19 protein-coding genes are annotated in these 20,685 nt (G+C 65.8%); 8 read left to right on the top strand and 11 right to left on the bottom strand.

The window, feature by feature from the left end; genetic code table 11:
* Position 1: 1 nt before the first annotated feature.
* The 4 genes from FRZ44_RS15085 to FRZ44_RS15100 all read right to left on the bottom strand — a co-directional run bounded on the left by FRZ44_RS15085 (position 2) and on the right by FRZ44_RS15100 (position 4,717).
* Positions 2–1,384 (bottom strand): FMN-binding glutamate synthase family protein, encoded by a 1,383-nt coding sequence (locus FRZ44_RS15085; RefSeq protein WP_191908114.1) that lies wholly within the window; start codon positions 1,382–1,384, stop codon positions 2–4.
* A 34-nt stretch (positions 1,385–1,418) separates the two neighbouring features.
* The gene (locus FRZ44_RS15090; RefSeq protein WP_151177961.1) at positions 1,419–2,255 is read right to left on the bottom strand and encodes a GltB/FmdC/FwdC-like GXGXG domain-containing protein; all 837 of its coding nucleotides are present in this window, start codon (positions 2,253–2,255) and stop codon (positions 1,419–1,421) included.
* The gene (locus tag FRZ44_RS15095; protein ID WP_225308272.1) at positions 2,255–3,181 is read right to left on the bottom strand and encodes a class II glutamine amidotransferase domain-containing protein; all 927 of its coding nucleotides are present in this window, start codon (positions 3,179–3,181) and stop codon (positions 2,255–2,257) included. Before FRZ44_RS15095 ends, FRZ44_RS15090 begins: the two co-directional genes overlap by 1 nt.
* A gap of 69 nt (positions 3,182–3,250) precedes the next feature.
* On the bottom strand, positions 3,251–4,717 hold the full coding sequence (locus FRZ44_RS15100) for a glutamine synthetase family protein (protein ID WP_151177963.1): 1,467 nt from the start codon (positions 4,715–4,717) through the stop codon (positions 3,251–3,253).
* 522 nt (positions 4,718–5,239) lie between these two features.
* Between FRZ44_RS15100 and FRZ44_RS15105 the strand changes: the two genes are divergently transcribed.
* The 4 genes from FRZ44_RS15105 (at position 5,240) to FRZ44_RS15120 (ending at position 8,959) form a co-directional block, all read left to right on the top strand.
* Complete coding sequence (locus tag FRZ44_RS15105) at positions 5,240–6,016, top strand: FadR/GntR family transcriptional regulator (protein ID WP_151177964.1); 777 nt, start codon at positions 5,240–5,242, stop codon at positions 6,014–6,016.
* A 158-nt stretch (positions 6,017–6,174) separates the two neighbouring features.
* Positions 6,175–6,771: a HupE/UreJ family protein gene (locus tag FRZ44_RS15110; protein ID WP_151177965.1), complete on the top strand. Its 597-nt coding sequence runs from the start codon at positions 6,175–6,177 to the stop codon at positions 6,769–6,771.
* Between the two features lie 29 nt (positions 6,772–6,800).
* A complete protein-coding gene (locus FRZ44_RS15115) occupies positions 6,801–8,189 on the top strand; it encodes an aminotransferase class III-fold pyridoxal phosphate-dependent enzyme (RefSeq protein WP_151177966.1) in 1,389 nt (462 codons plus the stop codon).
* 38 nt (positions 8,190–8,227) lie between these two features.
* Entirely contained in the window at positions 8,228–8,959 is a 732-nt protein-coding gene (locus FRZ44_RS15120) for an MBL fold metallo-hydrolase (RefSeq protein WP_151177967.1), read from the top strand.
* A 186-nt stretch (positions 8,960–9,145) separates the two neighbouring features.
* On the opposite strand, the gene FRZ44_RS15125 is transcribed toward FRZ44_RS15120, so the two are convergent.
* Positions 9,146–9,571: a gluconate 2-dehydrogenase subunit 3 family protein gene (locus FRZ44_RS15125; protein WP_151177968.1), complete on the bottom strand. Its 426-nt coding sequence runs from the start codon at positions 9,569–9,571 to the stop codon at positions 9,146–9,148.
* A complete protein-coding gene (locus FRZ44_RS15130; protein ID WP_151177969.1) occupies positions 9,568–11,205 on the bottom strand; it encodes a GMC family oxidoreductase in 1,638 nt (545 codons plus the stop codon). The genes FRZ44_RS15125 and FRZ44_RS15130 overlap by 4 nt, the downstream gene beginning before the upstream one ends.
* A 470-nt stretch (positions 11,206–11,675) precedes the next feature.
* Here FRZ44_RS15130 and FRZ44_RS15135 point away from each other — a divergent pair, with 470 nt between their 5' ends.
* The 4 genes from FRZ44_RS15135 to FRZ44_RS15150 are packed head-to-tail and all read left to right on the top strand — an operon-like array spanning position 11,676 to position 16,305.
* Positions 11,676–12,443 carry an electron transfer flavoprotein subunit beta/FixA family protein gene (locus tag FRZ44_RS15135; protein ID WP_151177970.1) on the top strand — a complete coding sequence of 256 codons (768 nt, stop codon included), beginning with the start codon at positions 11,676–11,678 and terminating at the stop codon, positions 12,441–12,443.
* The gene (locus FRZ44_RS15140; protein WP_151177971.1) at positions 12,443–13,411 is read left to right on the top strand and encodes an electron transfer flavoprotein subunit alpha/FixB family protein; all 969 of its coding nucleotides are present in this window, start codon (positions 12,443–12,445) and stop codon (positions 13,409–13,411) included. Before FRZ44_RS15135 ends, FRZ44_RS15140 begins: the two co-directional genes overlap by 1 nt.
* A gap of 3 nt (positions 13,412–13,414) precedes the next feature.
* The gene (locus FRZ44_RS15145; protein ID WP_151177972.1) at positions 13,415–15,391 is read left to right on the top strand and encodes a heterodisulfide reductase-related iron-sulfur binding cluster; all 1,977 of its coding nucleotides are present in this window, start codon (positions 13,415–13,417) and stop codon (positions 15,389–15,391) included.
* Between the two features lie 29 nt (positions 15,392–15,420).
* Positions 15,421–16,305, top strand: a complete 885-nt coding sequence (locus FRZ44_RS15150) for an amidohydrolase family protein (RefSeq protein WP_151177973.1) — start codon at positions 15,421–15,423, stop codon at positions 16,303–16,305.
* A gap of 143 nt (positions 16,306–16,448) precedes the next feature.
* Here the strand turns inward: FRZ44_RS15150 and FRZ44_RS15155 are convergent, their stop codons facing one another.
* The 5 genes from FRZ44_RS15155 to FRZ44_RS15175 form a co-directional block, all read right to left on the bottom strand.
* Entirely contained in the window at positions 16,449–16,859 is a 411-nt protein-coding gene (locus FRZ44_RS15155) for a GlcG/HbpS family heme-binding protein (protein ID WP_151177974.1), read from the bottom strand.
* A gap of 44 nt (positions 16,860–16,903) precedes the next feature.
* Positions 16,904–18,394, bottom strand: coding sequence for a sugar ABC transporter ATP-binding protein (locus tag FRZ44_RS15160; protein ID WP_151177975.1), 1,491 nt, complete (start codon positions 18,392–18,394; stop codon positions 16,904–16,906).
* A gap of 15 nt (positions 18,395–18,409) precedes the next feature.
* Positions 18,410–19,432, bottom strand: a complete 1,023-nt coding sequence (locus FRZ44_RS15165; protein ID WP_151177976.1) for an ABC transporter permease — start codon at positions 19,430–19,432, stop codon at positions 18,410–18,412.
* A 128-nt stretch (positions 19,433–19,560) separates the two neighbouring features.
* The gene (locus FRZ44_RS15170; RefSeq protein ID WP_151177977.1) at positions 19,561–20,316 is read right to left on the bottom strand and encodes an SDR family NAD(P)-dependent oxidoreductase; all 756 of its coding nucleotides are present in this window, start codon (positions 20,314–20,316) and stop codon (positions 19,561–19,563) included.
* 76 nt (positions 20,317–20,392) lie between these two features.
* Positions 20,393–20,578, bottom strand: a complete 186-nt coding sequence (locus FRZ44_RS15175) for a 2-hydroxymuconate tautomerase (RefSeq protein WP_151177978.1) — start codon at positions 20,576–20,578, stop codon at positions 20,393–20,395.
* Positions 20,579–20,685: the final 107 nt, after the last annotated feature.

Raw genomic sequence — 20,685 nt, forward strand, 5'->3', positions numbered from 1 at the left:
CTCAGTACCGCGTCATGTCGGGTCGGCCGACCGTGTGCTGCGAGCCGGCCAGCGGCACCATGGCGAGCGCGGAGGCTTCCATGGTGAGGGCTGCGAGGTCTTCCGGCTCGAGGCTGTGCACGTTGGTCTTGCCGCAGGCGCGCGCCATCATCTGGCACTCGATGGCAAGGCAGTGCAGGAAGTTGTAGACGCGCTCGGCCGCCTCGTCGGGGTCGAGGCGCTTGCGCAGGACCGGGTCCTGCGTCGCCACGCCGACCGGGCAGCGGCCCGTATGGCAGTGGTAGCAGTAGCCCGCCTCGACGCCGATCTCCTTCTCGAAGTCGGCCTCGGGGATGTCCTTGTTGCAGTTGAGCGCCATCAGCGCCGAATGGCCGATCGCGACGGCATCGGCGCCGAGCGCGATCGCCTTGGCCACGTCCGCGCCGTTGCGGATGCCGCCGGCATAGACCAGGCTGATCTGGCCGGTCATGCCGACATCGTCGAGCGCCTTGCGGGCCTGGCGGATCGCGGCGATGCCGGGCACCCCGGTCTCCTCGGTCGCGATATGCGGACCCGCGCCGGTGCCGCCTTCCATGCCGTCGATATAGATCGAATCCGGGCCGGTCTTGGCCGCCATGCGGACGTCGTCATAGACGCGCGCCGCACCCAGCTTGAGCTGGATCGGAATCTCGCCATTGGTGGCTTCGCGAATCTCCTGGATCTTCAGCGCCAGATCGTCCGGCCCCAGCCAGTCGGGATGGCGCGCCGGCGAACGCTGGTCGATGCCGGCCGGCAGCGAGCGCATTTCCGCCACCTGGTCCGTCACCTTCTGCCCCATCAGATGGCCGCCGAGGCCGACCTTGCAGCCCTGGCCGATGAAGAACTCGCAGGCGTCGGCGAGGCGCAGATGATGCGGGTTGAAGCCGTAGCGCGACTGGATGCACTGATAGAACCATTTCGACGAATAGCGGCGCTCGTCGGGAATCATGCCGCCTTCGCCCGAGCAGGTCGCGGTGCCGGCCATGGTGGCGCCGCGGGCGAGCGCGATCTTGGCCTCGAAGGAGAGCGCGCCGAAGCTCATGCCGGTGATGTAGATCGGGATATCGAGCACCAGCGGGCGCTTGGCCTTGGGGCCGATCACGGTCTGGGTCAGGCACTTCTCGCGATAACCCTCGATCACGAAGCGGGTCAGCGTGCCCGGGAGGAAGGTCAAGTCGTCCCAGGTCGGGATCTTCTTGAAGAGCGAGAAGCCGCGCATGCGATAGCGGCCGAGCTCGGACTTGATATGGATGTCGTCGATGACCGTCGGCGGGAAGATGAAACTCTTGCCCAGCAGACTCTTGTTGCGCGACGACGGCTTCTTGGCCGGCGCGGCAGCGGGTACTTTCTTGCGTTCTCTCGCCATGAGCGAATTCCTTTTGTGCGATCTGTCGCGGGGCTTAGAGGATGAGTTTCTTCTCGGTGGGCTCCAGATTGTCGTAGTTCCAGAGCTGCTTCCCGGCGACGATCTTCTGCATGTTCTTGACGCCCTTGGGCGCCTCGAGCCCGTACATCTTGAGCTTGCGGCTGAGCCAGGAGACGTCGAGATCGGTCATCTCGCCCGGCACGGCGTCCACGCCCAGCCCGTCGATCTTGCCGCCGACATAGATCGTGCCGTCATACATGGAATCGCCGAGGTTCTTGCCGGCGTCGCCCAGCACAACCATGCGGCCGCGCTGCATCATGAAGCCGCAGAAGGCGCCGCAGCGCCCGCCGACGATGATGGTCCCGCCCTTCATGTCGATGCCCATGCGGGCACCCACATCGCCCATGCAGACCAGGTCGCCGCCGCGCAAGGCGGCGCCGAAGGTCGAGCCTGCGTTCTTCTCGATCACGATCGTCCCGGCCAGCATGTTCTCCGCGCAGGACCAGCCCACGCGGCCCTTGATGCGGATGTTCGGCCCGTCGATCAGGCCGCAGCCGAAATAGCCCAGGCTGCCTTCGATATGCAGGTTGAGCTTGTTGAGGATGCCGACCGCGAGCGAATGCTTGGCACCGGGATTCTTCAGGACGATGGTGCCGTAGCCCTTGCTCATCAGGTCGCGGATCTTGAGATTGACGTCGCGCGGCGCGAGCGGCCCACAATCGAGCTCGGCCCGCTTGTTGAAGTCGACGTCGAACGCCTCCGGATAGGTGAAGTTCTGCTCTTCGGCGGGCGTGAAGAATCGCTGCTGGGTGCGCCCGGAGAGCTGCTCCGTGTGCATCCCCATATCCTGGGATTTGGTTCTGAGGGCCATTATGCGCTCTTCCAAACGCGAACCTCGCCCTCATAGGGGTCGAAGGTATCGATTTCATGGGGGAATACGCTGCGGATCGCCACCTCTTCCGAGGCGAGACAGATGAACTTCTCGCTTTCGTAGAGGACCATGGGCTTCGCGGCCATCACATCCTTGGCCATGCCGAGCGAATCCGAGGTCGCGACCAGATAGGTGAAGACGCCATCGAGCTCGTCGATGGAATCCGTCATCGCGTCCTTGAGCTCGGCGCCCTGCTGCATCTTGTCGGCGAGATAGACGGCGATCAGCTCGGAATCGCAGTTCGACATGAAGCGGTGGCCGCGCCGCTCGAGCGCGCGGCGCCCGTTCCAATAGTTGGTGAGCTGGCCGTTATGGACCACCGACACGTCGGCGAACGGATAGGCCCAGTAGGGATGGGCCGACCGGATGTCGACATCGGATTCGGTCGCCATGCGGGTGTGACCCAGCGCATGGGTCCCGGTGAAGCCCTTGAGGTGATACTGCTCGGCCACGCGCGCGGCGTCGCCGAGATCCTTCACCAGCTCGAGCCCATGGCCCATGGACAGGATCTCGGCCCCCTCCACGTCCTCGATGAAGTCGGCGAGCTTGCGCCGGTCGCCGGCATAGTCGATCCGGTAGCGGAAGGCGTATTCGGTGGCGTCGGTGGTCTCGAGGATCCGTCCGCCCAGTTCCTTGATGCGCTTGTCGACTTCGTTCCGGCGCTCCTTGACCTGGTCGTGGATCTTGAAACCTTTCAGCATCTCGTCCTGCTCGGCCACCTTGAAGCGCAACATCAGCTCGTTGCCCTTCAGCGGCTTGCCGTAAAGCGCGTAGCCCGTCGAATCCGGCCCGCGATGCTTCAGCGACTGCAACATCGCCGTCATCTCGGTGCCGATATCGCCGGTCTTGCCATGTCGATGGATCAATCCCGCAATTCCGCACATCTCGCTCTCTCTTTCTCCTATGCCGGTACCCGCGTACTTCGCGAAGGTTGATTACGGCAGATAGTCCCAATATTGCTGGAGGTCCCAGTTGGTGACGGTGGCGTTGAACTTCTCCCACTCGTCGCGCTTGTAATGCGTGAAGACCTTGTACATCTCGTCGGGCATCGCCTTCTTGATGACCTCGTCCTTCTCGAGCTCCTCGAGCGCCAGGCCCAGCGACATCGGCAGCTTCTTGACCTTCTTGCCGGCCGCCATCGCCGCATAGATGTTGCGCTCTTCGGGCTCGCCCGGATCGATCTTGTGGGTGATGCCGTCGTCGAAGGCCTGCAGGATGCCGGCCGCCATCAAATAGGGGTTCACCGTCGAATCCACCGAGCGGTATTCGAAGCGGCCCGGGGCGGAGATGCGCAGCGCACAGGTGCGGTTCTGATAGCCCCAGTCGGCATAGACCGGCGCCCAGAAGCCCGTGTCCCACAGGCGGCGATAGGAATTGACGGTGGAGGAGCCGATTGCGGTCAAGGCACCCACATGCTTGATGATGCCGCCGATGCAGTTGAGGCCGATCGGACCCGGTTTCGACTGGCCCTTGAGCGGCAGGAAGGTGTTCTCGCCGCCCTTGAGATAGGCGAAGTTCTCTTCCATGCCCGGCAGGTTGTCGAGCCCGAGCTTGTTGACCTTGTCCTCGCCGCCCTTCCACAGGGAGATGTTGTGGTGGCAGCCATTGGCCGAGACGCCCATGAAGGGCTTGGCCATGAAGCAGGCGATGAGATTGAACTCGCGCGCGACCTGGGCGCAGATCTGGCGATAGGTCGTCAGGCGGTCGGCCGTGCGCAGGCAGTCGTCGAACATGAAATTGAGCTCGAGCTGGCCCGGCGCGTCCTCGTGATCGCCCTGGATCATGTCGAGGCCCATGGCGCGCGAATATTCGATCGCGCGCATGAAGACCGGACGCAGGCTCTCGAACTGGTCGATGTGATAGCAGTTCGGCTTGGAGAAGCCGCCATCGGGCAGACCGTCGGCGCCCTTCTTGAGCCACATCATCTCCGGCTCGCAGCCGTGACGCATGTGGAGACCCTTGTGCTTCTTCTTGAACTCCTCATGGAGGATCCGGAGATTGCCGCGGCAGTCCGAGGTCAGATGCCCGCCCGGATTGACCCGTTCCTCGCGATTGCGGAAGCAGGTGCAGAAGACGCGCGCGACGCGCTTGTCCCAGGGCAGCTGGCAGAAGGTCTCGGGGTCGGGAATGCCGACCAACTCGGAGGCCTCGGGGCCATAGCCGATATAATTCTTGAAGCGGTCGACGAAGAGATTGGCGGTCGAGCCATAGACCAGCTGGAAGCCGCGCTCGGCGATGCTCTCCCAATGATCCGCCGGGACGCCCTTGCCGACGATGCGGCCGGTCACCGACACGAACTGATAATAGATGTACTGGATACCAAGCTCGTTGATCTTGGCCCGTACCTGCTTGACGAGTTCCTTTCGCCCCTTTTGCGAGACGTGGGCTTCCAAGTCGGTCATGGCTGCGTGTTCTCCCCTACAAACATTTTTCGTTGTCCAGGTCTCCAGGACGGAGCCGGCGCCAGTTTCCTCGACTGCCGCACCTCGCCCAAGCGCGAAAACGACTGAACCGGTTGCGCTTTCGAGCCGCCTTTTGCCGGTCGGCCCGGGCAACCCTGCCCAATCAAACCAATTTCATACCTCTCCTTGGCCATGCCGGATGACCGGGATCGACAAGCCCCGCGGCAGCGTCTTTCGACTCCTGGAACAGCCCGGCCACCGCGGCACCAAACCGGATCGGACGCGGCCGAAATCCGGCCGCGGACGAGATCCAATCAGGCGCATCGGGAGGAACTGTCATGAGGGCTCGGGACGCAGGCGGATGCTTGGGACCGTTGCACTTTCCCGACACCGGCCCGGCGCTCACGGCGGCCCGGGACCGGATCCGCCCCAGGCGCCGCCGCTCCGGACTTGATCGGAAGGCCCAATTAGTGAAACATAAGCCCAGCCGGTTTCAAACCACTATTTTCCAAAGGCACAGAAATGGCCCGCATTGGTGGTCGGCCGTTGAAGGAGCGCAGCGAAGCTCCGGCCATTCTGCTGCCCCGCAACGAGCCCCGCGCCATCGCCGATCCCATGCGCGGCTCGGCCTGGATCACGCAGCAGCTCCGTCAGGCGATCACCGAGGGCGGCCTTCGCCATGCCGAGAAGCTGCCGGCGGAACGCCAGCTCGCCGAGATCTTCGGCGCCTCGCGCACCACGGTGCGCAGCGCGCTCAACCAGCTCGAGGCCGAACGGCTGGTGACGCGCCGGGTCGGCAGCGGCACCTTCGTGAATTACCAGCCCCGCTCGCCGCAGGACGACGTCGCCGAGCTCACCAGCCCGCTAGAGCTGATCGATGTCCGCCTCGCGGTCGAGCCTCATATGGTGCGGCTGGCCGTGCTCAATTCGACCTCGCGCGAGCTGGAGCGCTTGAACGAGGCGCTGGCCGAGATGGAGCGGTCGAGCGTCGATTCCGAGACCTTCACGCTGCTCGACGAGCAGTTCCATCTCTGCATCGCAGAATGCAGCCGCAATCCGCTGATGGTCTCGCTCTACCGGCAGATCAACGATGTCCGCACCCACGCCCAGTGGAACGCGATGAAGGACAAGGTGCTGACGATCGAGCGGATCGCCGAATATAACCGGCAGCACCGCACCCTGGTCGAGGCGATCCAGGCGCGCGATGTCGAGAGCGCGGTCGCGATCGTGACCAATCACCTGCATTACGCGCGCCGCCAGTTGCTGGGTGCCGGCGCCAATGTCGGCGGCGAGGCCTAGAGAGCGGACCGGTTCCTTCCCCGCCAACGCCCGGCGCGGATCCGCCAGAATCGGTCGCCCGCCCTATTGTCGCGAGGGGTCCCCGGCCATAGAGTCCGGTCACCCCCGGAGAGCGCCCCCACTCTCCCCCAACTTTTCGAATTCCCGGAGCGATCACCATGACCCGCGCCTTTCGCCTGTGTTTCGCCATCACCCTGGCCGCGGCCGCCCTGCTGGGCGCGCCCGTCGCCGAAGCGCATCTCATCGGCGAGCATGGCGCGGGCTTCGAAGCCGGCATCCTCCATCCGCTCTCGGGGCTGGACCACCTCCTCGTCATGATCGCCGTCGGCATCTGGGCGGCGCAGCTCGGCGGCCGCGCAATCTGGGCCGTGCCGTGCGCCTTCGTCGGGTTCATGGTGGTCGGCGGCCTCCTGGCCGTCTCGGGTATCTCGATGCCGCTGGTCGAGCCCGGCATCCTGGGCTCGGTCCTGCTGTTCGGCCTCCTGATCGCGACCGCGGCCCGCGTGCCCACGGTCGTCGGCATGGCGATCGTCGGCCTCTTCGCCCTGTTCCACGGCCATGCCCATGGCACCGAGCTGCCGGAAGCGGCCAATCCCGCCGCCTATGCACTGGGCTTCGTGCTCGCGACCTCGTTCCTGCATGCGGTCGGCCTCGGGCTCGCCCTCATGACCGGTCGCATTGCGCCGAAGCCGGCGCTGCGCGTCATCGGTGGCGGCATCGCCGCTGCTGGCGTCGCGATGGTGGCGGCACTCTGAGCGGCCGCCGCGGTGCCCGGGTCTAAGCGGTGTCCCTGACGCCGCGCGACCGCGCCCGCCGGCCGGTTCTGGATCCGACCCGCCTCGCCTTCCTCACCGGGCGCGAGGAGCAGCGCTTCCTCGCCGACCGGCCCCGCTCGCTGGCCTTGCTCGACCGCGCGCGTGCCCACATGCCGGGCGGCGTGCCGATGGCCTGGATGACTGCGATGCATGGCCATCCCCCCGTCTTCGCCGCCGAGGGCGACGGCGCCTGGTTCACCGATGTCGACGGCCATCGCTATCTCGACATGAACCAGGCCGACCTGTCGATGAATGTCGGCTTCGGGCCCCCGGCAGTCGTCGCGGCGGTCGCCGACCGGATGCGCCGCGGCAGCCAGTTCATGCTGCCGACCGAGGACGCGATCTGGTGCGCCGAGGAACTGGCCGAGCGCTGGGAGCTGCCCTATTGGCAATTCACGCTCTCGGCCTCGGGTGCCAACACCGAGATCATCCGCCTCGCGCGCCATGTCTCGGGCCGCGACAAGATCCTGATGTTCGACGGGAAATATCACGGCCATATCGAGGACAGCCTCGTGATCATGGCCGGCAACGGCGTGAAGCCGGAGCTCTACGGACTTTCGGACGCCGCGGCCTCGCGCGCGCGCATGGTGCCCTTCAACGATCTCGACGCGGTCGACCGCGCGCTGGCGCCGCGCGATGTGGCGCTCTGCATCGTCGAGCCGGCCTTGACCAATGTCGGCGTGGTGATGCCGGCCGAGGGGTTTCACCAGGGCTTGCGCGAGCTCACCGAGCATTACGGCACCTTCCTGGCGCTCGACGAAACCCATACCCAGATCGCCAGCCCCGGCGGCTTGAAGCGCCTCTGGAATCTCGAGGCCGATGCGGTCGGGCTCGGCAAGACCATCGGCGGCGGCGTGCCGATCGGTGCCTACGGTTTGAGCGAGACGCTGGCGCAACCCCTGAAGCAACCGCCCGTCATGCAGGGCGCGCCGATGGAATCGGTCGGCGGCGTCGCCACCGGCGGCACGCTCTATGGCAACGCGCTTTCCATGGCCGCCTGTCGCGCGGCGCTCTCGCAGGTGCTGACACCGCAGGGCTTTGTCCGCACGGCGGCCTTGGGCGCGCAATTGGCGGACGGCCTCGCCGGACTCTTCGCCGCCGGCAGCCTCGACTGGCAGGTCCATCGGTTGACCAGCCGCTCGGGGTTCACCTTCGCGGATCATCTCCCCCGCAACGCCGCCGAGGCGCGCGAGCTGGCGCAGCCCGGCCTCTATCGCCTCCTGCGCTTGTGGATGGCCAATCGCGGCGTCTGGGAGTCGGTCGCGACCGCCGGCCCCACCGTCTCCTTCGCCATGGCCGAGGCCGAGGTGGAGTTCTATCTTGAACGCATGCGCGAGTTCCTCGGCGACATTCTCTAGGCGCCCCGGACCGCCGACCTTAGCGGAGCCCGCAATCCATGGAGATCGTGACCGCCGATCGCTGGTATCGCATGCGGAATGTCGGCGACGGCGTCACCCATATCGACGAGCCGCATATCAAGCCGTTCTATCGCTGCAACATTTGGCATGTGCGCGGGAAGGAACGCGATTTGCTGGTCGACAGCGGGCTCGGTGTGGTCAGCCTGCGCCGGCAGGTCGCGATCCTGGCCGAACGCCCGCAACTCGCCGTCGCGAGCCACGCCCATTTCGACCATGTCGGCAATCACCATGAATTTGCGGAGCGCGCCATCCATGCCGAGGAGGCGCCCCTCCTCGCCCGTCCCGGCCGCGACGAGACGCTGGCGACGCTCTATGCCACCGAGGAGATGTTCACCAGCCTCCCGCCCGGTGGCTTCGACGCACCGGCCTATGAAGTGACGCCGGCTCCCGCGACCCGGATCCTCCATGACAGCGATATTGTCGATCTGGGCGACCGCCAATTCGAGGTGTTTCATCTGCCCGGCCACTCTCCCGGATCGATCGGCCTCTGGGAGAAAGCGAGCGGCATCTTCTTCGCCGGCGACACGGTCTATGACGGGCCGCTCATCGACGATGCCTATCACTCCGACATCGCCGCCTACATCCGCTCGATGGAACGCCTGCGCGACCTGCCGGTGCGCGTGGTCCATGGCGGCCATTTCCCGAGCTTCGGCCGAGAGCGGTTCGTGGAGTTGATCGACGGGTATTTGAACGAGAAACGCGCAAGCTAAATCCCGTTCTGTTGCCCACCCCTCCCTCTACCCCCTCCCGCAAGGGGAGGGGGCGTGGATTTGTTTTGCGTCTCCGTCGCCCTACGCTCTCTTGAAAAATGAGATTGGATTCTTTCCAGCCCCCTCCCCTTGTGGGAGGGGGTAGGGGGAGGGGTTTCTTTCAGCAGCCTCGCCGCCGATCGAAACTCACTTCGGCGTCGGCTTGTAGATCGGCCCGCGGTCCGACACCACCTTCAGCATGCCGTTGCGGACATACTCCGGCGTCTCGTCGGGATCGTAGGGCCGGTTCTCCTGGCCCGGATAGCCGATGAGTTTGCGGACGCGCGGATCCATGTAATAGCCCGCGGAAGCGGCGAGGCTGATGGCGCCGAAGGCGGGCCCGTCGGTCTTGTTCAGGGCCTCGGCCGCGGCGCGCGGATCCTTGCCCTTGGCCGCGCGCAAGCCCCGCAGCAGGTTCTCGCGCAGGTCAGGGCGGAAACCCAGCACCTTGTCGAGGATCTCGCCCTGGATGCCGATCTCGCTCGCCGCCGGCATGCCCTCGGCCGCCGGGATCAGCACATCGGCGATGCCGGCAAAGGTCTTGCGATCGTCGTCCTGCAACGCGGTGCTCATGCCGCAATCTCCTGGTCGCGCCGATTGGCGATCAAATGCTTCACGCAGCGCAGCGCGATCGCGCAGATCGTGCCGGTCGGATTGAAACCGGACGAGGTCACGAAATTGCTGCCGTCATAGACGAAGAGGTTCGGCACGTCATGCGCCTTGCCGTAGGGATCGACCACCGAGGTGCCGGGGTCCTCGCCCATGCGGGCCGTGCCCATCAGATGCCAGCCGCAATCGCGCATCAGCGGCGTGGTCGTCATCGAGACGGCGCCCGCGGCCTTCATCGCTTCCTGCGCGCGCGCCAGGTGGAAGTCGATGAGCTTCCGGGTGTTCTCCGAGTTCTTGTAGATCAGCTTCGGCGCCGGAATGCCGTCGGAATCAGTCAGCGTCGGATCGAGCACGACGCGGTTCGATTCCTCGGGCAGATCCTCCGCGATGATGCCCCACTCGAAGGCGTGGCCGAAGACGCGCTTGGTATTGCGGTGGAGGTTGACGCCCCAGGCCTCCTCGAGCGCACGGCCGCCATAGGCGGCGCGCAGGCCGAGGGGGCCGCCCGACGGCATCACCTGCCATTTGGCGCCGCGCACGAAACCGCGCGACTTGTCGGTCTCGTAGAACTGCATCGACTGGATGGTCTGGCCGGCGGGCCCGAGCCAGCTTTCGAGCGGCTCGTCGAACACGCCCGCGACCGCGGCATAGGGATGCATCATCAGCCGCTTGCCGACGAGGCCGGTGCTGTTGGCGAGGCCGTTCGGGAAACGCTTCGAGGTCGAGAGCAGCAGCAGCCTCGGCGTGCCGATGCCGTTGGCACAGACGATGACGATGCCGGCCTTCTGGGTCCGCTCTCGCCCCGCGCGATCGATATAGACAGCGCCGGTGGCGAGACCCTTGTCGTTGACCAGGATCTCCTTCACCCGCGCACCCGTGATCATCTTGGCACCGTTCTTGATCGCGCTCGGCCAATAGACCAGGTCCATCGACGCCTTCGCGCCCTCCGGACAGCCGGTGAGGCAGGTGCCGCGGCGCACGCAGGCATTGCGGCCGCGATAGGGCTTCGATGGCATCGCGTTGGGGCCCGGCCACCAATGCCAGCCCAGCTTGTTCATGCCCTCGGCCGCCTTCATGCCGATCTTCCCGATCGGCAGCGGCGGCGTCGGCAGCGGCTTCGTCGGCGGGAAGGCCGGATCGCCGGCGAGACCGGAGACGCCCATCTCCTCCTCGGCCTGCTCGTAGAAGGGCTCGAGCTCCTCATAGGTGAAGGGCCAATCGTCGGCGACGCCGTCGAGCGTCTTCACCCGGAAATCCGACGGCATGAAGCGCTGCCAGTGCGCGGCCCAGAGGATCGTGCTGCCGCCGACCGCGTTGTACATCAGCGGATTGACGTCAGATTCCGTGACATCGACCGGATAGTCGTTCTCGAGATCGCGGACATTGGGATTGGGATGCCAGCGCTTCTGCGCCATCAGTTCCCATTCCGGACGCGCGCCGGCGAACTCCTTGTTGTCGACCCAAGGCCCCTGGTCGAGGCAGACGACCTTGAAGCCATTGTCCGAAAGATGCTTGGCCGCGACCGATCCGGAGGCCCCTGCACCAATGATCAGGACGTCGGCGTTTTCGCTGCGCCGGTCACTACCCGCAATTGCCATCTGAGCTGTTCTCTCTCTATTTCCCGTTTTTGCTGGTCTTCCGCGGCGCCCTGGCAGGCCCCCCGCGAAAGCCTTGGTTTCGCCAGGGACCTGGCGAGAATTGGCGGCGCTCATCTTGCCACGGGGGCGACGGGACGCCAAGATTGTCGACATTCTCGTTGACAATCTTGGCGCCGTCGATGGTACATTTCGGACGAAGAATGGCTTCGCTCGGGGGCCGTTCCGTTCACGGTCCCGCATCCCAGAACAACGGCGCCTGCCGCGTCGTTGGGACGCTTTTCATGGCGCTCGGATGTGCCGGAATGAGGTGTTCTTCAGGCTCCAGGCAGATCTCGTGATCGCACCCCTCGCGTTCGTCGCCCCGCTCCGGCGGCCTCGACCGTTCGACCCTGCTAAATCGGTTGTCTCGAGTTCCAACCTTGGCCGCCTGACGGCGCCGGACCTGCCTTCGCCGACGGGAGAAATCAGGAATGCATATCGTCACCGTGGTTCGATTGGTGCCCGACCTGCTCGAGGAGATCCAGGTCAATGAGCAGGGCACCGACATCGACCGCGAATGGATCGGCGTCAAGCTCTGCGAGTTCGACGATCACGCGCTCGAGGAATCGGTCCTGATCAAGGAGGCGACCGGCGCGACCGTCACCGCCGTGGGGATCGCCGTCGAGGGCATGGACCGGGTGCTGCAGTCGGCCGTCGCCCGCGGCGCCGACCGGGCCGTGAAGATCGATTGCGGAGAGGCCAATCCGGACTCCCGGGCCCTCGCCAAGCTGCTGTGCGAGGCGCTGGCGCAGCTGAAGCCGGACCTGATCCTGGCCGGCGTGCAGACGCCCGAGGATCTGTTCGGCCAGCTGGTGCCGTTCCTGGGCGCGCTGATGGGCCGCCCGCATGCCAGCGGCGTCACCGGCGCGCAGGTCGAAGGCAACGCCGTCGTGATCCAGCAGGAATATGGCGCCGGCCGCGCCGCGCGCCTGAAGCTGGCGCTGCCGGCGGTGCTGGGGGTGCAATCCGCCTCTCAGCCGCCGCGCTATGTGTCGGGCACAAAGCTGCGCCAGGCGATCCAGGGCACCAAGATCGAGACCTTGTCGGCGGCGGCGAGCGCTGGCAACAACGGCGCCGTCAAGGAAATGCGCCGGCCGTCACGCGGGCAAGGGGCCGAGATGATCGACGGCGAGGCCGAGGCGGTCGCGGGCAAGATCTTTGACGCGCTCGTCGCGCGCGGCCTCGTGGGAGGAAAGTGATGTCGGTGATCCTGGTCTATGTCGAAGCGAATGACGGCACCGTCACGGCTGCCAGCCTCGAAACCCTCTCGGGCGCGCGCCAGCTGGCCGACGCTGCGGGCGGCTCGGTCGAGGCGCTGATCCTGGCGGCCGATCCGGCGCCCCTGTCAAAGCAGGTCGTCGGCGCCGACCGCATTCTCGAAGTCGCGCATCCTGCCCTCGCCGCCTATCTGCCCGAGGCGCATCAGGCCGTGCTGGTCGAGACCGTGAAGGCCCGCAAGCCCGACCTGCTGTTGCTGGCCAATTCCTATGTCGGGCTCGACCTCGCCGCCAGCACGGCGATCGCGACCGACCGTCCGGTCGTGAGCTATTGCATGGCCGTGGCGCTGGCGGGCGATGTCCTGACCACCACCAACCAGGTCTATGGCGGCAAGATCGAGGCCGTCGCCGAGACCAGGCTGCCTGCCGTCGCCGCCGTCAATCCCGGCACCTTCAAGAGCGACGCGACTGCGAAGCCGGGCGTCGAGACCCTCCGCCTGGAGGCGCCCGCCGCCCTCGGCAGTCTCGCCAGCAGCTTCGTCGAGGCGCTCAAGGAAGAATCCGGCGACGTCGACATCACCCAGCAGGAGCGGCTCGTCAGTGTCGGTCGCGGCATCGGCGAGGCTGACAATATCGCGCTGGCGCAGGCCCTGGCCGAGGCGCTCGGTGCCGTGGTCTCGGCCAGCCGCCCCGTGGTCGATGCCGGCTGGATGCCGAAGAGCCGGCAGGTCGGCAAGTCGGGCCACAAGGTGAAGCCGAAGCTCTATGTCGCGGTCGGCATCTCGGGCGCGCCGGAACATCTCGAAGGCATGCGCGATGCGGGCTTCATCGTGGCGATCAACCAGGATGCCAAGGCGCCGATCTTCGACGTCGCCCATATCGGCACCACCTGCGACCTGTTCGATCTGCTGCCCGCCTTGACCGAACGGCTGAACACGCGGAACGCCTGACCCGTGGATTCCAAGCCCCTCGTCCTGGCGGCCCTGATGGTGCTGGCCGCCTCCTTCGCCAGCTATCGGTTCTTCCTCCGGCTGCGCCCGATGTTCAGCGCGCCGGGGATCGACCGGCTCGACCATATCGGCGAACGGCTCTGGGGCCTGGTGCCGAACGTGCTGCTGCATCGCCGCCTGCTGATGATCCGCTATTCCGGGATCCTGCATGCGATGATCTTCAGCAGCTTCATCGTGCTCTTCACCGCCATCATCCAGGCCTTCGGCTCAGGATTGATCCCGGGCTTCAGCCTGGCGCCCGTCGGCGGCAACAGCGTCATCGCCCTGCTGCAGGATGTCTTCGCCGTCGTCATCCTCGTCGGCGTCGGCATGGCCTTCTATAACCGGTTCGTCATCAAGCCGGCGCGGTTCAAGGGCTCCAACAACAAGGACGCGACCATCATCCTGCTGCTGATCACCTCGGTCGTGGTCAGCATGCTGCTGGAGTTCGCTTTCCACATCGCCGCCGGCAACGAACCCTCCGCGGCCTGGCGGCCTTTGAGCTCGGCTATCGCCAAGCTGCTCGTCGCCCTGGGCTTCGACGGGGAGCGGGCCGCCGAAGCCGCCCATATCCTCTACTGGGTCCATGTCTCGGTGATCCTGGGGTTCCTCACTTATATCCCCGGCTCCAAGCATCTCCATATGTTCGCGGCGATCCCGAACATCTTCCTGCGCAATATCGGCCCCAAGGGCCAGTCGCGCACGCCCGACCCCAAGGCCGCCCATATCGGTCTTTCCGATGTGCGCGAGCTCGACTGGAAGGGGATGCTCGATCTCTATTCCTGCACCGAATGCGGCCGCTGCCAGGCGGCCTGCCCGGCTTATGCCGCGGGCCTGCCGCTCAGCCCCAAGATCCTGATCATGAATCTGCGCGACGCGCTGATCGGGGAAGAGACGGCGCCGGCGCGTCCGGCCGGGGCGCCGGCCGCGGGCTCCAATCTCGAGGCGCTGGTCGGCAGCGTGATCTCGGAGCAGACCCTCTGGGCCTGCACCACCTGCCGCGCCTGCATGGATGTCTGCCCGCTCCATATCGAGCATGTGCCGAAGATCGTCGATATGCGCCGCCATATGGTCGAGGCCGGCCATGTGACGCCGGGCATCCAGGACGCCATGGCGAGCTTCCAGCAATATGGCAATTCCTTCAAGAAGCCGGCGCGCATGCGCGCGAAATGGACCTCGGGCCTCGATTTCAAGATCAAGGACGCGCGCAAGGAGGAGGTCGACATCCTCTGGTTCGTCGGCGATTACGCGTCCTACGATCCGCGCGTCCAGCGCATCACCCAGACGGTGGCGCGGCTGCTGCGCAAGGCCGGCGTCGATTTCGGCATCCTCTATGACGCCGAACAGAACAGCGGCAACGATGTGCGCCGCGTGGGCGACGAGGGTCTGTTCCAGACCCTCTCCGAGCACAATATCGAGGCGCTGGCGGGCTGTAGCTTCAAGCGCATCATGACCACCGATCCGCACAGCCTCAACGCGCTGCGCCAGGAATATCCGGCACAGGGCACGAGCTACGAGGTGATCCACTACACCCAGCTCCTGCTGGAGCTGCTGCGCGAGGGCAGGATCGAGAAGGCCGCCAACGGGAAGGTGACGGGCGTCGTGACCTATCACGACCCCTGCTATCTGGGCCGCTACAACAACGGCTTCGAACCGCCGCGCCAGATCTTCGCCGAGCTCGGCTACCAGCTCCACGAGATGGGCCGGTGCCGCGAGAACAGCTTCTGCTGCGGTGCGGGCGGCGGGCGGATCTGGCAGGACGATACCGGCGTGACTGAGCGGCCGAGCGAGAACCGTATCCGCGAGGCGCTGGCGCTGGGCGACGCGACCATCTTCGCGGTCGCCTGTCCCAAGGACCTCGTCATGTACACGGCCGCGGTCCAGTCGCTCGCGGTCGAGGACAAGATCCAGGTGAAGGATATCGCCGAGCTCTTCGCCTAGTTTCGTACCGCGATCACCGGAGCGCCGCCATGACGTCGCCGAAAGCCGAACCGCCGCCGGTCCCGCCCCCGCATTCTCATCCCAGCCGGCCGCGCATCGCCATGCCGCCAGGCGCCTGGGACTGCCATTGCCATGTGCTCGGGCCCACCGACCGTTATCCCTACTGGCCCGACCGCAGCTACACGCCGCCCGAAGCGCCGCTGTCGCGCTATCTGGCTCTCCTCGATCTGCTGGGTGTCGAGCATGGCGTGCTGGTGCAGCCCAGCGTCTATGGCACCGACAACCGGATGCTGCTGGATTCCCTGAAGGCCGAGCCGCGCCGGTTGCGCGGCGTCGTGGTCATCGATGCGACGATCGCCGACCGCGAGCTCGAGGCGATGCATGCGGCGGGCGTGCGCGGCGCGCGCGTCAACCTGCTCTTCCGCGGCGGCGTGTCCTTCGCGGCCGCTGAGGCCATTGCCGACCGCATCCGCCCCCTGGGCTGGCATATCCAGTTCCTGCTGGACATCTCGCAGACGCCGGATCTGCACCAGGCCGTCAAGCGCCTGCGGCTCCCCGTCGTGATCGACCATATGGGGCACTTCCCCGCTTCGCATGGCGCGACCTCGCCCGCCTTCCGCGACCTGCGCGCGATGCTGGCCGAGGGGCTGGCCTGGGTGAAGCTCTCGGCCCCCTATCTCTTCACGCGCCAGCCGGGCATGCCCTATGCGGACGTGACGCCGATCGCCCGCGCGCTGGTCGAAGCCGCGCCGGGGCGCTGCGTCTGGGGCACGGACTGGCCGCACCCGGCCAACAAGCTGGCGATGCCGGATGACGGGCCGCTGACGGATCTGCTGGGCGATTGGGTGCCGGACGAGGCGGTCAGGCGGCGGATTCTGGTCGAGAACCCGAAGGCGCTGTACGGCTTCGGCTGAACTAATCCCCTCCCCCGCTTCGCGGGGGAGGGTTAGGGAGGGGGCTGCACGGTTGTAGGAGTGCTCGCTGCAACTGTCGGAGCAGCCCTCTCCCTAACCCTCTCCCGCAAGCGGGAGAGGGAATACAACTAACAGCGAGAACTTTACCCCTTCGCGATCGCGGCGAGAGCCGCTTCGGCGACCGAGACGTCCTGGTCGATCATGCCGCCGGCGACGCCGACCGCGCCCACAACCTTGCCGCCGATCTCGACCGGCAGGCCGCCGCCGAACACCACCATCGGCGTCCGGTGGGAGGTTTCCATCGCGTAGAACGGTCCGCCCGGCTGCACATACTGGGTCACGTCGCCGGTCTTCATGTTGAGCGAGCGCGAGGTATAGGCCTTGCCCTGCGAGATTTCGATGCTCGCGAGCAGGGCATTGTCCATGCGATGGAACGCCACCAGATTGCGGCCGGCATCGACGATGGCGATGCTATGGGCCGAGCCGATTTCCTTGGCCTTGGCGATGGCGGCGGCGATGCCCTTCAGGGCGCGATCGGCGGTAATCTCGCTCATTCAAGTCTCCTTCGGTTCGGTTCGATAAGGGGGTGGTTTGAAACTCAGGCCACGCGGCCGGTCATGGAGATGCCGAGCAGCTGGTCGTGGGTGCATTTCGCCTTGGGCGCGCGATAGATCGCCTTGCCGTCGCGGATAACGATGACGTTCTCCGACAGCGCCATGATCTCGCGCATCGAGGAGCTGATCAGGATGACGGCAGCCCCGTCGCGCGCCAATCCCAGCATGATCTCGTAAATGTCGCGGATCGCGCCCACATCGACGCCCGAGGTCGGCTCGACGAAGATATAGACGCGGCATTTGGCGCTCATCCATTTGCCGATGACGGCCTTCTGCTGATTGCCGCCGGAGAAGAACTTCATCGCCTTGCCGGGCGCATCGGGCTTGACCTGCAGGCGCTTGATCACCTGCTCGGCATAGGTGAGCTTGGCGCGATCGGAGATGAAGCCGCCCCGGCTCAGCCGCGAGAGCACCGGCAGCGCGATGTTCTCCGCCGCCGACATGTTCGGGAACAAGGCCTGCTTGCGCCGATCCTCGGGGATGAGCGCGATGCCGGCCTGGAGCGCCTTGCTCGGGCTCGAGAGATCGGTAACCTGCCCCGCGATCCTGATCTCGCCGTGATGCGGCACCAGCCCGGCCACGGCGCGCGCCACCAGCTCCATGCCGCCGCCCACCGGCCCCGTGATGCCCAGCACCTCGCCCGCATGCACCTCGAAGCTCAGGGGCGACAGCTGATCGCAGCTGAGCTGGTCGACCTGCAGCATGCCTTCCGGCCTCGCCAAGCCCGGATTGAAGACCTCGAGCTCGTTCTTGGTCTTGTCGACCATAAGCTCGGTCACGCGCTCCTCGGTGATGTCGGCGCCGGCGAGCGTCGCCGAGACGCGGCCGCCGCGCAGGATCGTGATCCGGTCGCAGAGCTGGCGGATCTCGCCCAGACGGTGCGAGATATAGATGATCGTGATGCCCTCTTCCTGGAACCGCCGGATCAGGCGGAACAGGAGCTCGGCCTCGGTGGCCGAGAGGCGCGCCGTCGGCTCGTCCAGCACGATCAGCTTGTATTTGCGCTGGAACAGGGTCGCGAGGATGACGAGCTGGGATTCCGCGGCCGAGAGCGAGGAGGCAATCCGGTCGGGATCGAGCGTCAGCCCGATCTCCTTGAGGATCTTCGCACCCTGATCGCGGATCGCCTTGCGATTGAGGGTGAAGCGTCCCGGCTCACCGCCCAGCACCACGTTCTGCGCGACGGTGAAGCTGCCGATCAGCTCGGCGTCCTGGTAGACGGCGCCCAGCCCCAGCTTATGCGCATCCATCGGGCTCGAGATCGTGACCGGCTTGCCTTCGACGATGATCTCGCCTTCCGAATGCGAATAGACGCCGGTCAGGATCTTGATCAGGGTCGATTTGCCGGCGCCGTTTTCGCCCAGCAGGCCGTGGACCTCGCCGCGCTCGAATTTGAGCTCGACGCCGCGCAACACCCGAGTGCCGGAAAACTCCTTCCCCAGGTTGCGGAATTCGACGATCGGGGTCTGGGTCATGGCTGGCCGGTCCACCTAAATGAACTTCAGGTGGATTTCTTCGCGGTTCAGCAGCGCATTGGCCCCGACCGCGAGGATCAGCACGAGGCCGATGAAGAGCTGCCGCATGGCGAAGGGGAAGCCCATCATGCTCATGCCGGCGCTGACCATGTAGAGGAAGAACACGCCGAGCAGCGTGCCCAGCACATGAGGCTTGCCCTTGCCGAGCGTCGTCGCCCCCAGGAACACGGCCGCGAAGGCTTCGAGCAGATAGTTGGAATTGCCCGAGGGCTGCGCCGAGGTGGAGATCGAGGTCAGGATCACGCCGCCGACTCCCGAAAGGAGGCTCGACAGGATGAAGGACAGGATCACCCAGTGATAGACCTTGATGCCGGAATAGAAGGCCGCCATCGGGTTGTCGCCCACGGCGGTGATGTAATGGCCGACCTTGGTCTTGGTCGCCAGCAGGTGGGCCAGCACGAAGACGCAGAGCAGGACGATGACCGGCACCGCGACCGGGCCGATGGTGCCCTGGCCGATGAAGAGGAACGCCTTCTCCGTATAGGGCACGGCGATCTGATAGCCGTTCGTCAGGAAGATGTTGAGGCCGCCCAGCACGAACATCATGCCGAGCGTGACCACGATGCCGGACAGCCGCCCATAGGTGACGAGCAGCCCGTTCAGCAGCCCGACCACCACCGCGCTCGCCAGGGCGCCCAGTATCGCCACCCAGGGGCCGACCACCGGGATCAGATAGGCGGTGACGATCGAGGCGGTCGTGACGGTGAGGCCGATCGAGAGATCGAAGCTGCCGGCGATGACGACATAGGTCAGGCCCATCGACACCAGGCAGCTGACGATCATCGAGAACAGGATGTTGTTGAAGTTCGAGACGGTGAAGAACCAGGGCGAGGAGACCGAGAAACCGACACCGACCAGCACGATGATGGCGATCGTGCCCCAGCGCCGGAGCAGCCGAAGGCCGAGGCTCTCGGTCCCGCCGACTGCCGGCTTGGCCGCTGCGGCCGCCGTCTTGGTTTCTGTCGATGTCGCCGCCATGGAAGTTCTCCGAGTGTCATGCCCGCCGTCGCGCCGAAGCCGGACGGATTTAATGTGCCAAGCTACAATATTGCGACGAGGGCCCGGAGTCCCGGGCCGCCTTTGGTCACGCCCGCCATTGCCGCCGTTTAATTATAGACGCCGCCATCGATGGTGATCGCCTGGGCGGTCATATAGGAAGATTCGTTCGACGCCAGATAGACGAACATCGGCGCGATCTCGCTGGGCACGCCCTGGCGCCCCAGCGGCACCATCCCCTTCACCGCCCGGTCCTGCGCCTCGCGCCCGCCCATGAAGGCGATGGCGGGGTTGTTGAACGGGGTGTCGACCCAGCCCGGGCAGATCACATTGACGCGGATCTTGTCCGGTGCCAGCTCCATGGCGAGCGAGGTGGTGAAGGCGATGACCGCCCCTTTCGAGGCCGAATAGGCCGTCATGCCGGGGCCGCCGCGCTGGCCCGCGAGCGAGGCGGTGTTGATGATCGAGCCGCCGCCGGCCTTGCGCATATGCGCCACCGCGTATTTGGAGGCGAAGAAATGGGCACGGACATTGACCGCCATCAGCGCGTCCCAGTGCTTGGCGTCGAACTCCGTGACCTTGCCGGAATGCTGCAGGCCGGCATTGTTGCAGAGCACATCGAGCCCGCCGAGCCATTTGGCGCCGTCGTCGATCAGCGCCTTGACGCTGTCCTCGCTGGTCACGTCGCAGCGGATGAAATGGACATTGGCGCCGATTTCCTTGGCGGTCGCGCTCGCGTCCTTCTCGTTGATATCGCCGATGACGACCTTGGCCCCTTCGGCGACGAACTGCTTGACCGCTTCCTTGCCGATGCCGGTCGCAGCCCCGGTGATGATGATCCGCTTACCCTTGAGACGCTCGCCCATTGTCCTGTTCCGCTCTTGCTGATCCGCCCGGCTCGGTCCGCATCAAGCGGCCGCCCCGGCATTCCCGTTGATTTCGTCAGTCGTCCGACAGCAGCCGCCCGGCCCGACCCCAATTGTCGCCCGGCACCTCGTCGATGATCACATGCACGCGCTCGCGATTGGCGCCCGCGATCTCGACCAGGCTGTCGGTGATCCTCTCGACCAATTGCCGTTTCTGCTCAACCGTGCGACCGGCTTTGAGATGCACCTGTACGACCGGCATTTGATCCCTTTCCTGCAATAACGATCTGGTGGCCTTCATCCCGTAACGCAAAGGACGGCCGGCCCCGGAGCGCCCCCTCGCGCTCCGGAACCGGCCCCTTCTCAGGC

The organism is Hypericibacter terrae (assembly GCF_008728855.1).
Lineage (GTDB): Bacteria > Pseudomonadota > Alphaproteobacteria > Dongiales > Dongiaceae > Hypericibacter > Hypericibacter terrae.

Coding starts and splice junctions, on each gene's coding strand:
- FRZ44_RS15170 (WP_151177977.1), bottom strand. CDS start 20,316: ATGGGCGAGCGTCTCAAGGGTAAGCGGATCATCATCACCGGGGCTGCG.
- FRZ44_RS15110 (WP_151177965.1), top strand. CDS start 6,175: ATGACCCGCGCCTTTCGCCTGTGTTTCGCCATCACCCTGGCCGCGGCC.
- FRZ44_RS15160 (WP_151177975.1), bottom strand. CDS start 18,394: ATGACCCAGACCCCGATCGTCGAATTCCGCAACCTGGGGAAGGAGTTT.
- FRZ44_RS15155 (WP_151177974.1), bottom strand. CDS start 16,859: ATGAGCGAGATTACCGCCGATCGCGCCCTGAAGGGCATCGCCGCCGCC.
- FRZ44_RS15140 (WP_151177971.1), top strand. CDS start 12,443: ATGTCGGTGATCCTGGTCTATGTCGAAGCGAATGACGGCACCGTCACG.
- FRZ44_RS15085 (WP_191908114.1), bottom strand. CDS start 1,384: ATGGCGAGAGAACGCAAGAAAGTACCCGCTGCCGCGCCGGCCAAGAAG.
- FRZ44_RS15100 (WP_151177963.1), bottom strand. CDS start 4,717: ATGACCGACTTGGAAGCCCACGTCTCGCAAAAGGGGCGAAAGGAACTC.
- FRZ44_RS15150 (WP_151177973.1), top strand. CDS start 15,421: ATGACGTCGCCGAAAGCCGAACCGCCGCCGGTCCCGCCCCCGCATTCT.
- FRZ44_RS15165 (WP_151177976.1), bottom strand. CDS start 19,432: ATGGCGGCGACATCGACAGAAACCAAGACGGCGGCCGCAGCGGCCAAG.
- FRZ44_RS15090 (WP_151177961.1), bottom strand. CDS start 2,255: ATGGCCCTCAGAACCAAATCCCAGGATATGGGGATGCACACGGAGCAG.
- FRZ44_RS15135 (WP_151177970.1), top strand. CDS start 11,676: ATGCATATCGTCACCGTGGTTCGATTGGTGCCCGACCTGCTCGAGGAG.
- FRZ44_RS15130 (WP_151177969.1), bottom strand. CDS start 11,205: ATGGCAATTGCGGGTAGTGACCGGCGCAGCGAAAACGCCGACGTCCTG.
- FRZ44_RS15120 (WP_151177967.1), top strand. CDS start 8,228: ATGGAGATCGTGACCGCCGATCGCTGGTATCGCATGCGGAATGTCGGC.
- FRZ44_RS15105 (WP_151177964.1), top strand. CDS start 5,240: ATGGCCCGCATTGGTGGTCGGCCGTTGAAGGAGCGCAGCGAAGCTCCG.
- FRZ44_RS15175 (WP_151177978.1), bottom strand. CDS start 20,578: ATGCCGGTCGTACAGGTGCATCTCAAAGCCGGTCGCACGGTTGAGCAG.
- FRZ44_RS15125 (WP_151177968.1), bottom strand. CDS start 9,571: ATGAGCACCGCGTTGCAGGACGACGATCGCAAGACCTTTGCCGGCATC.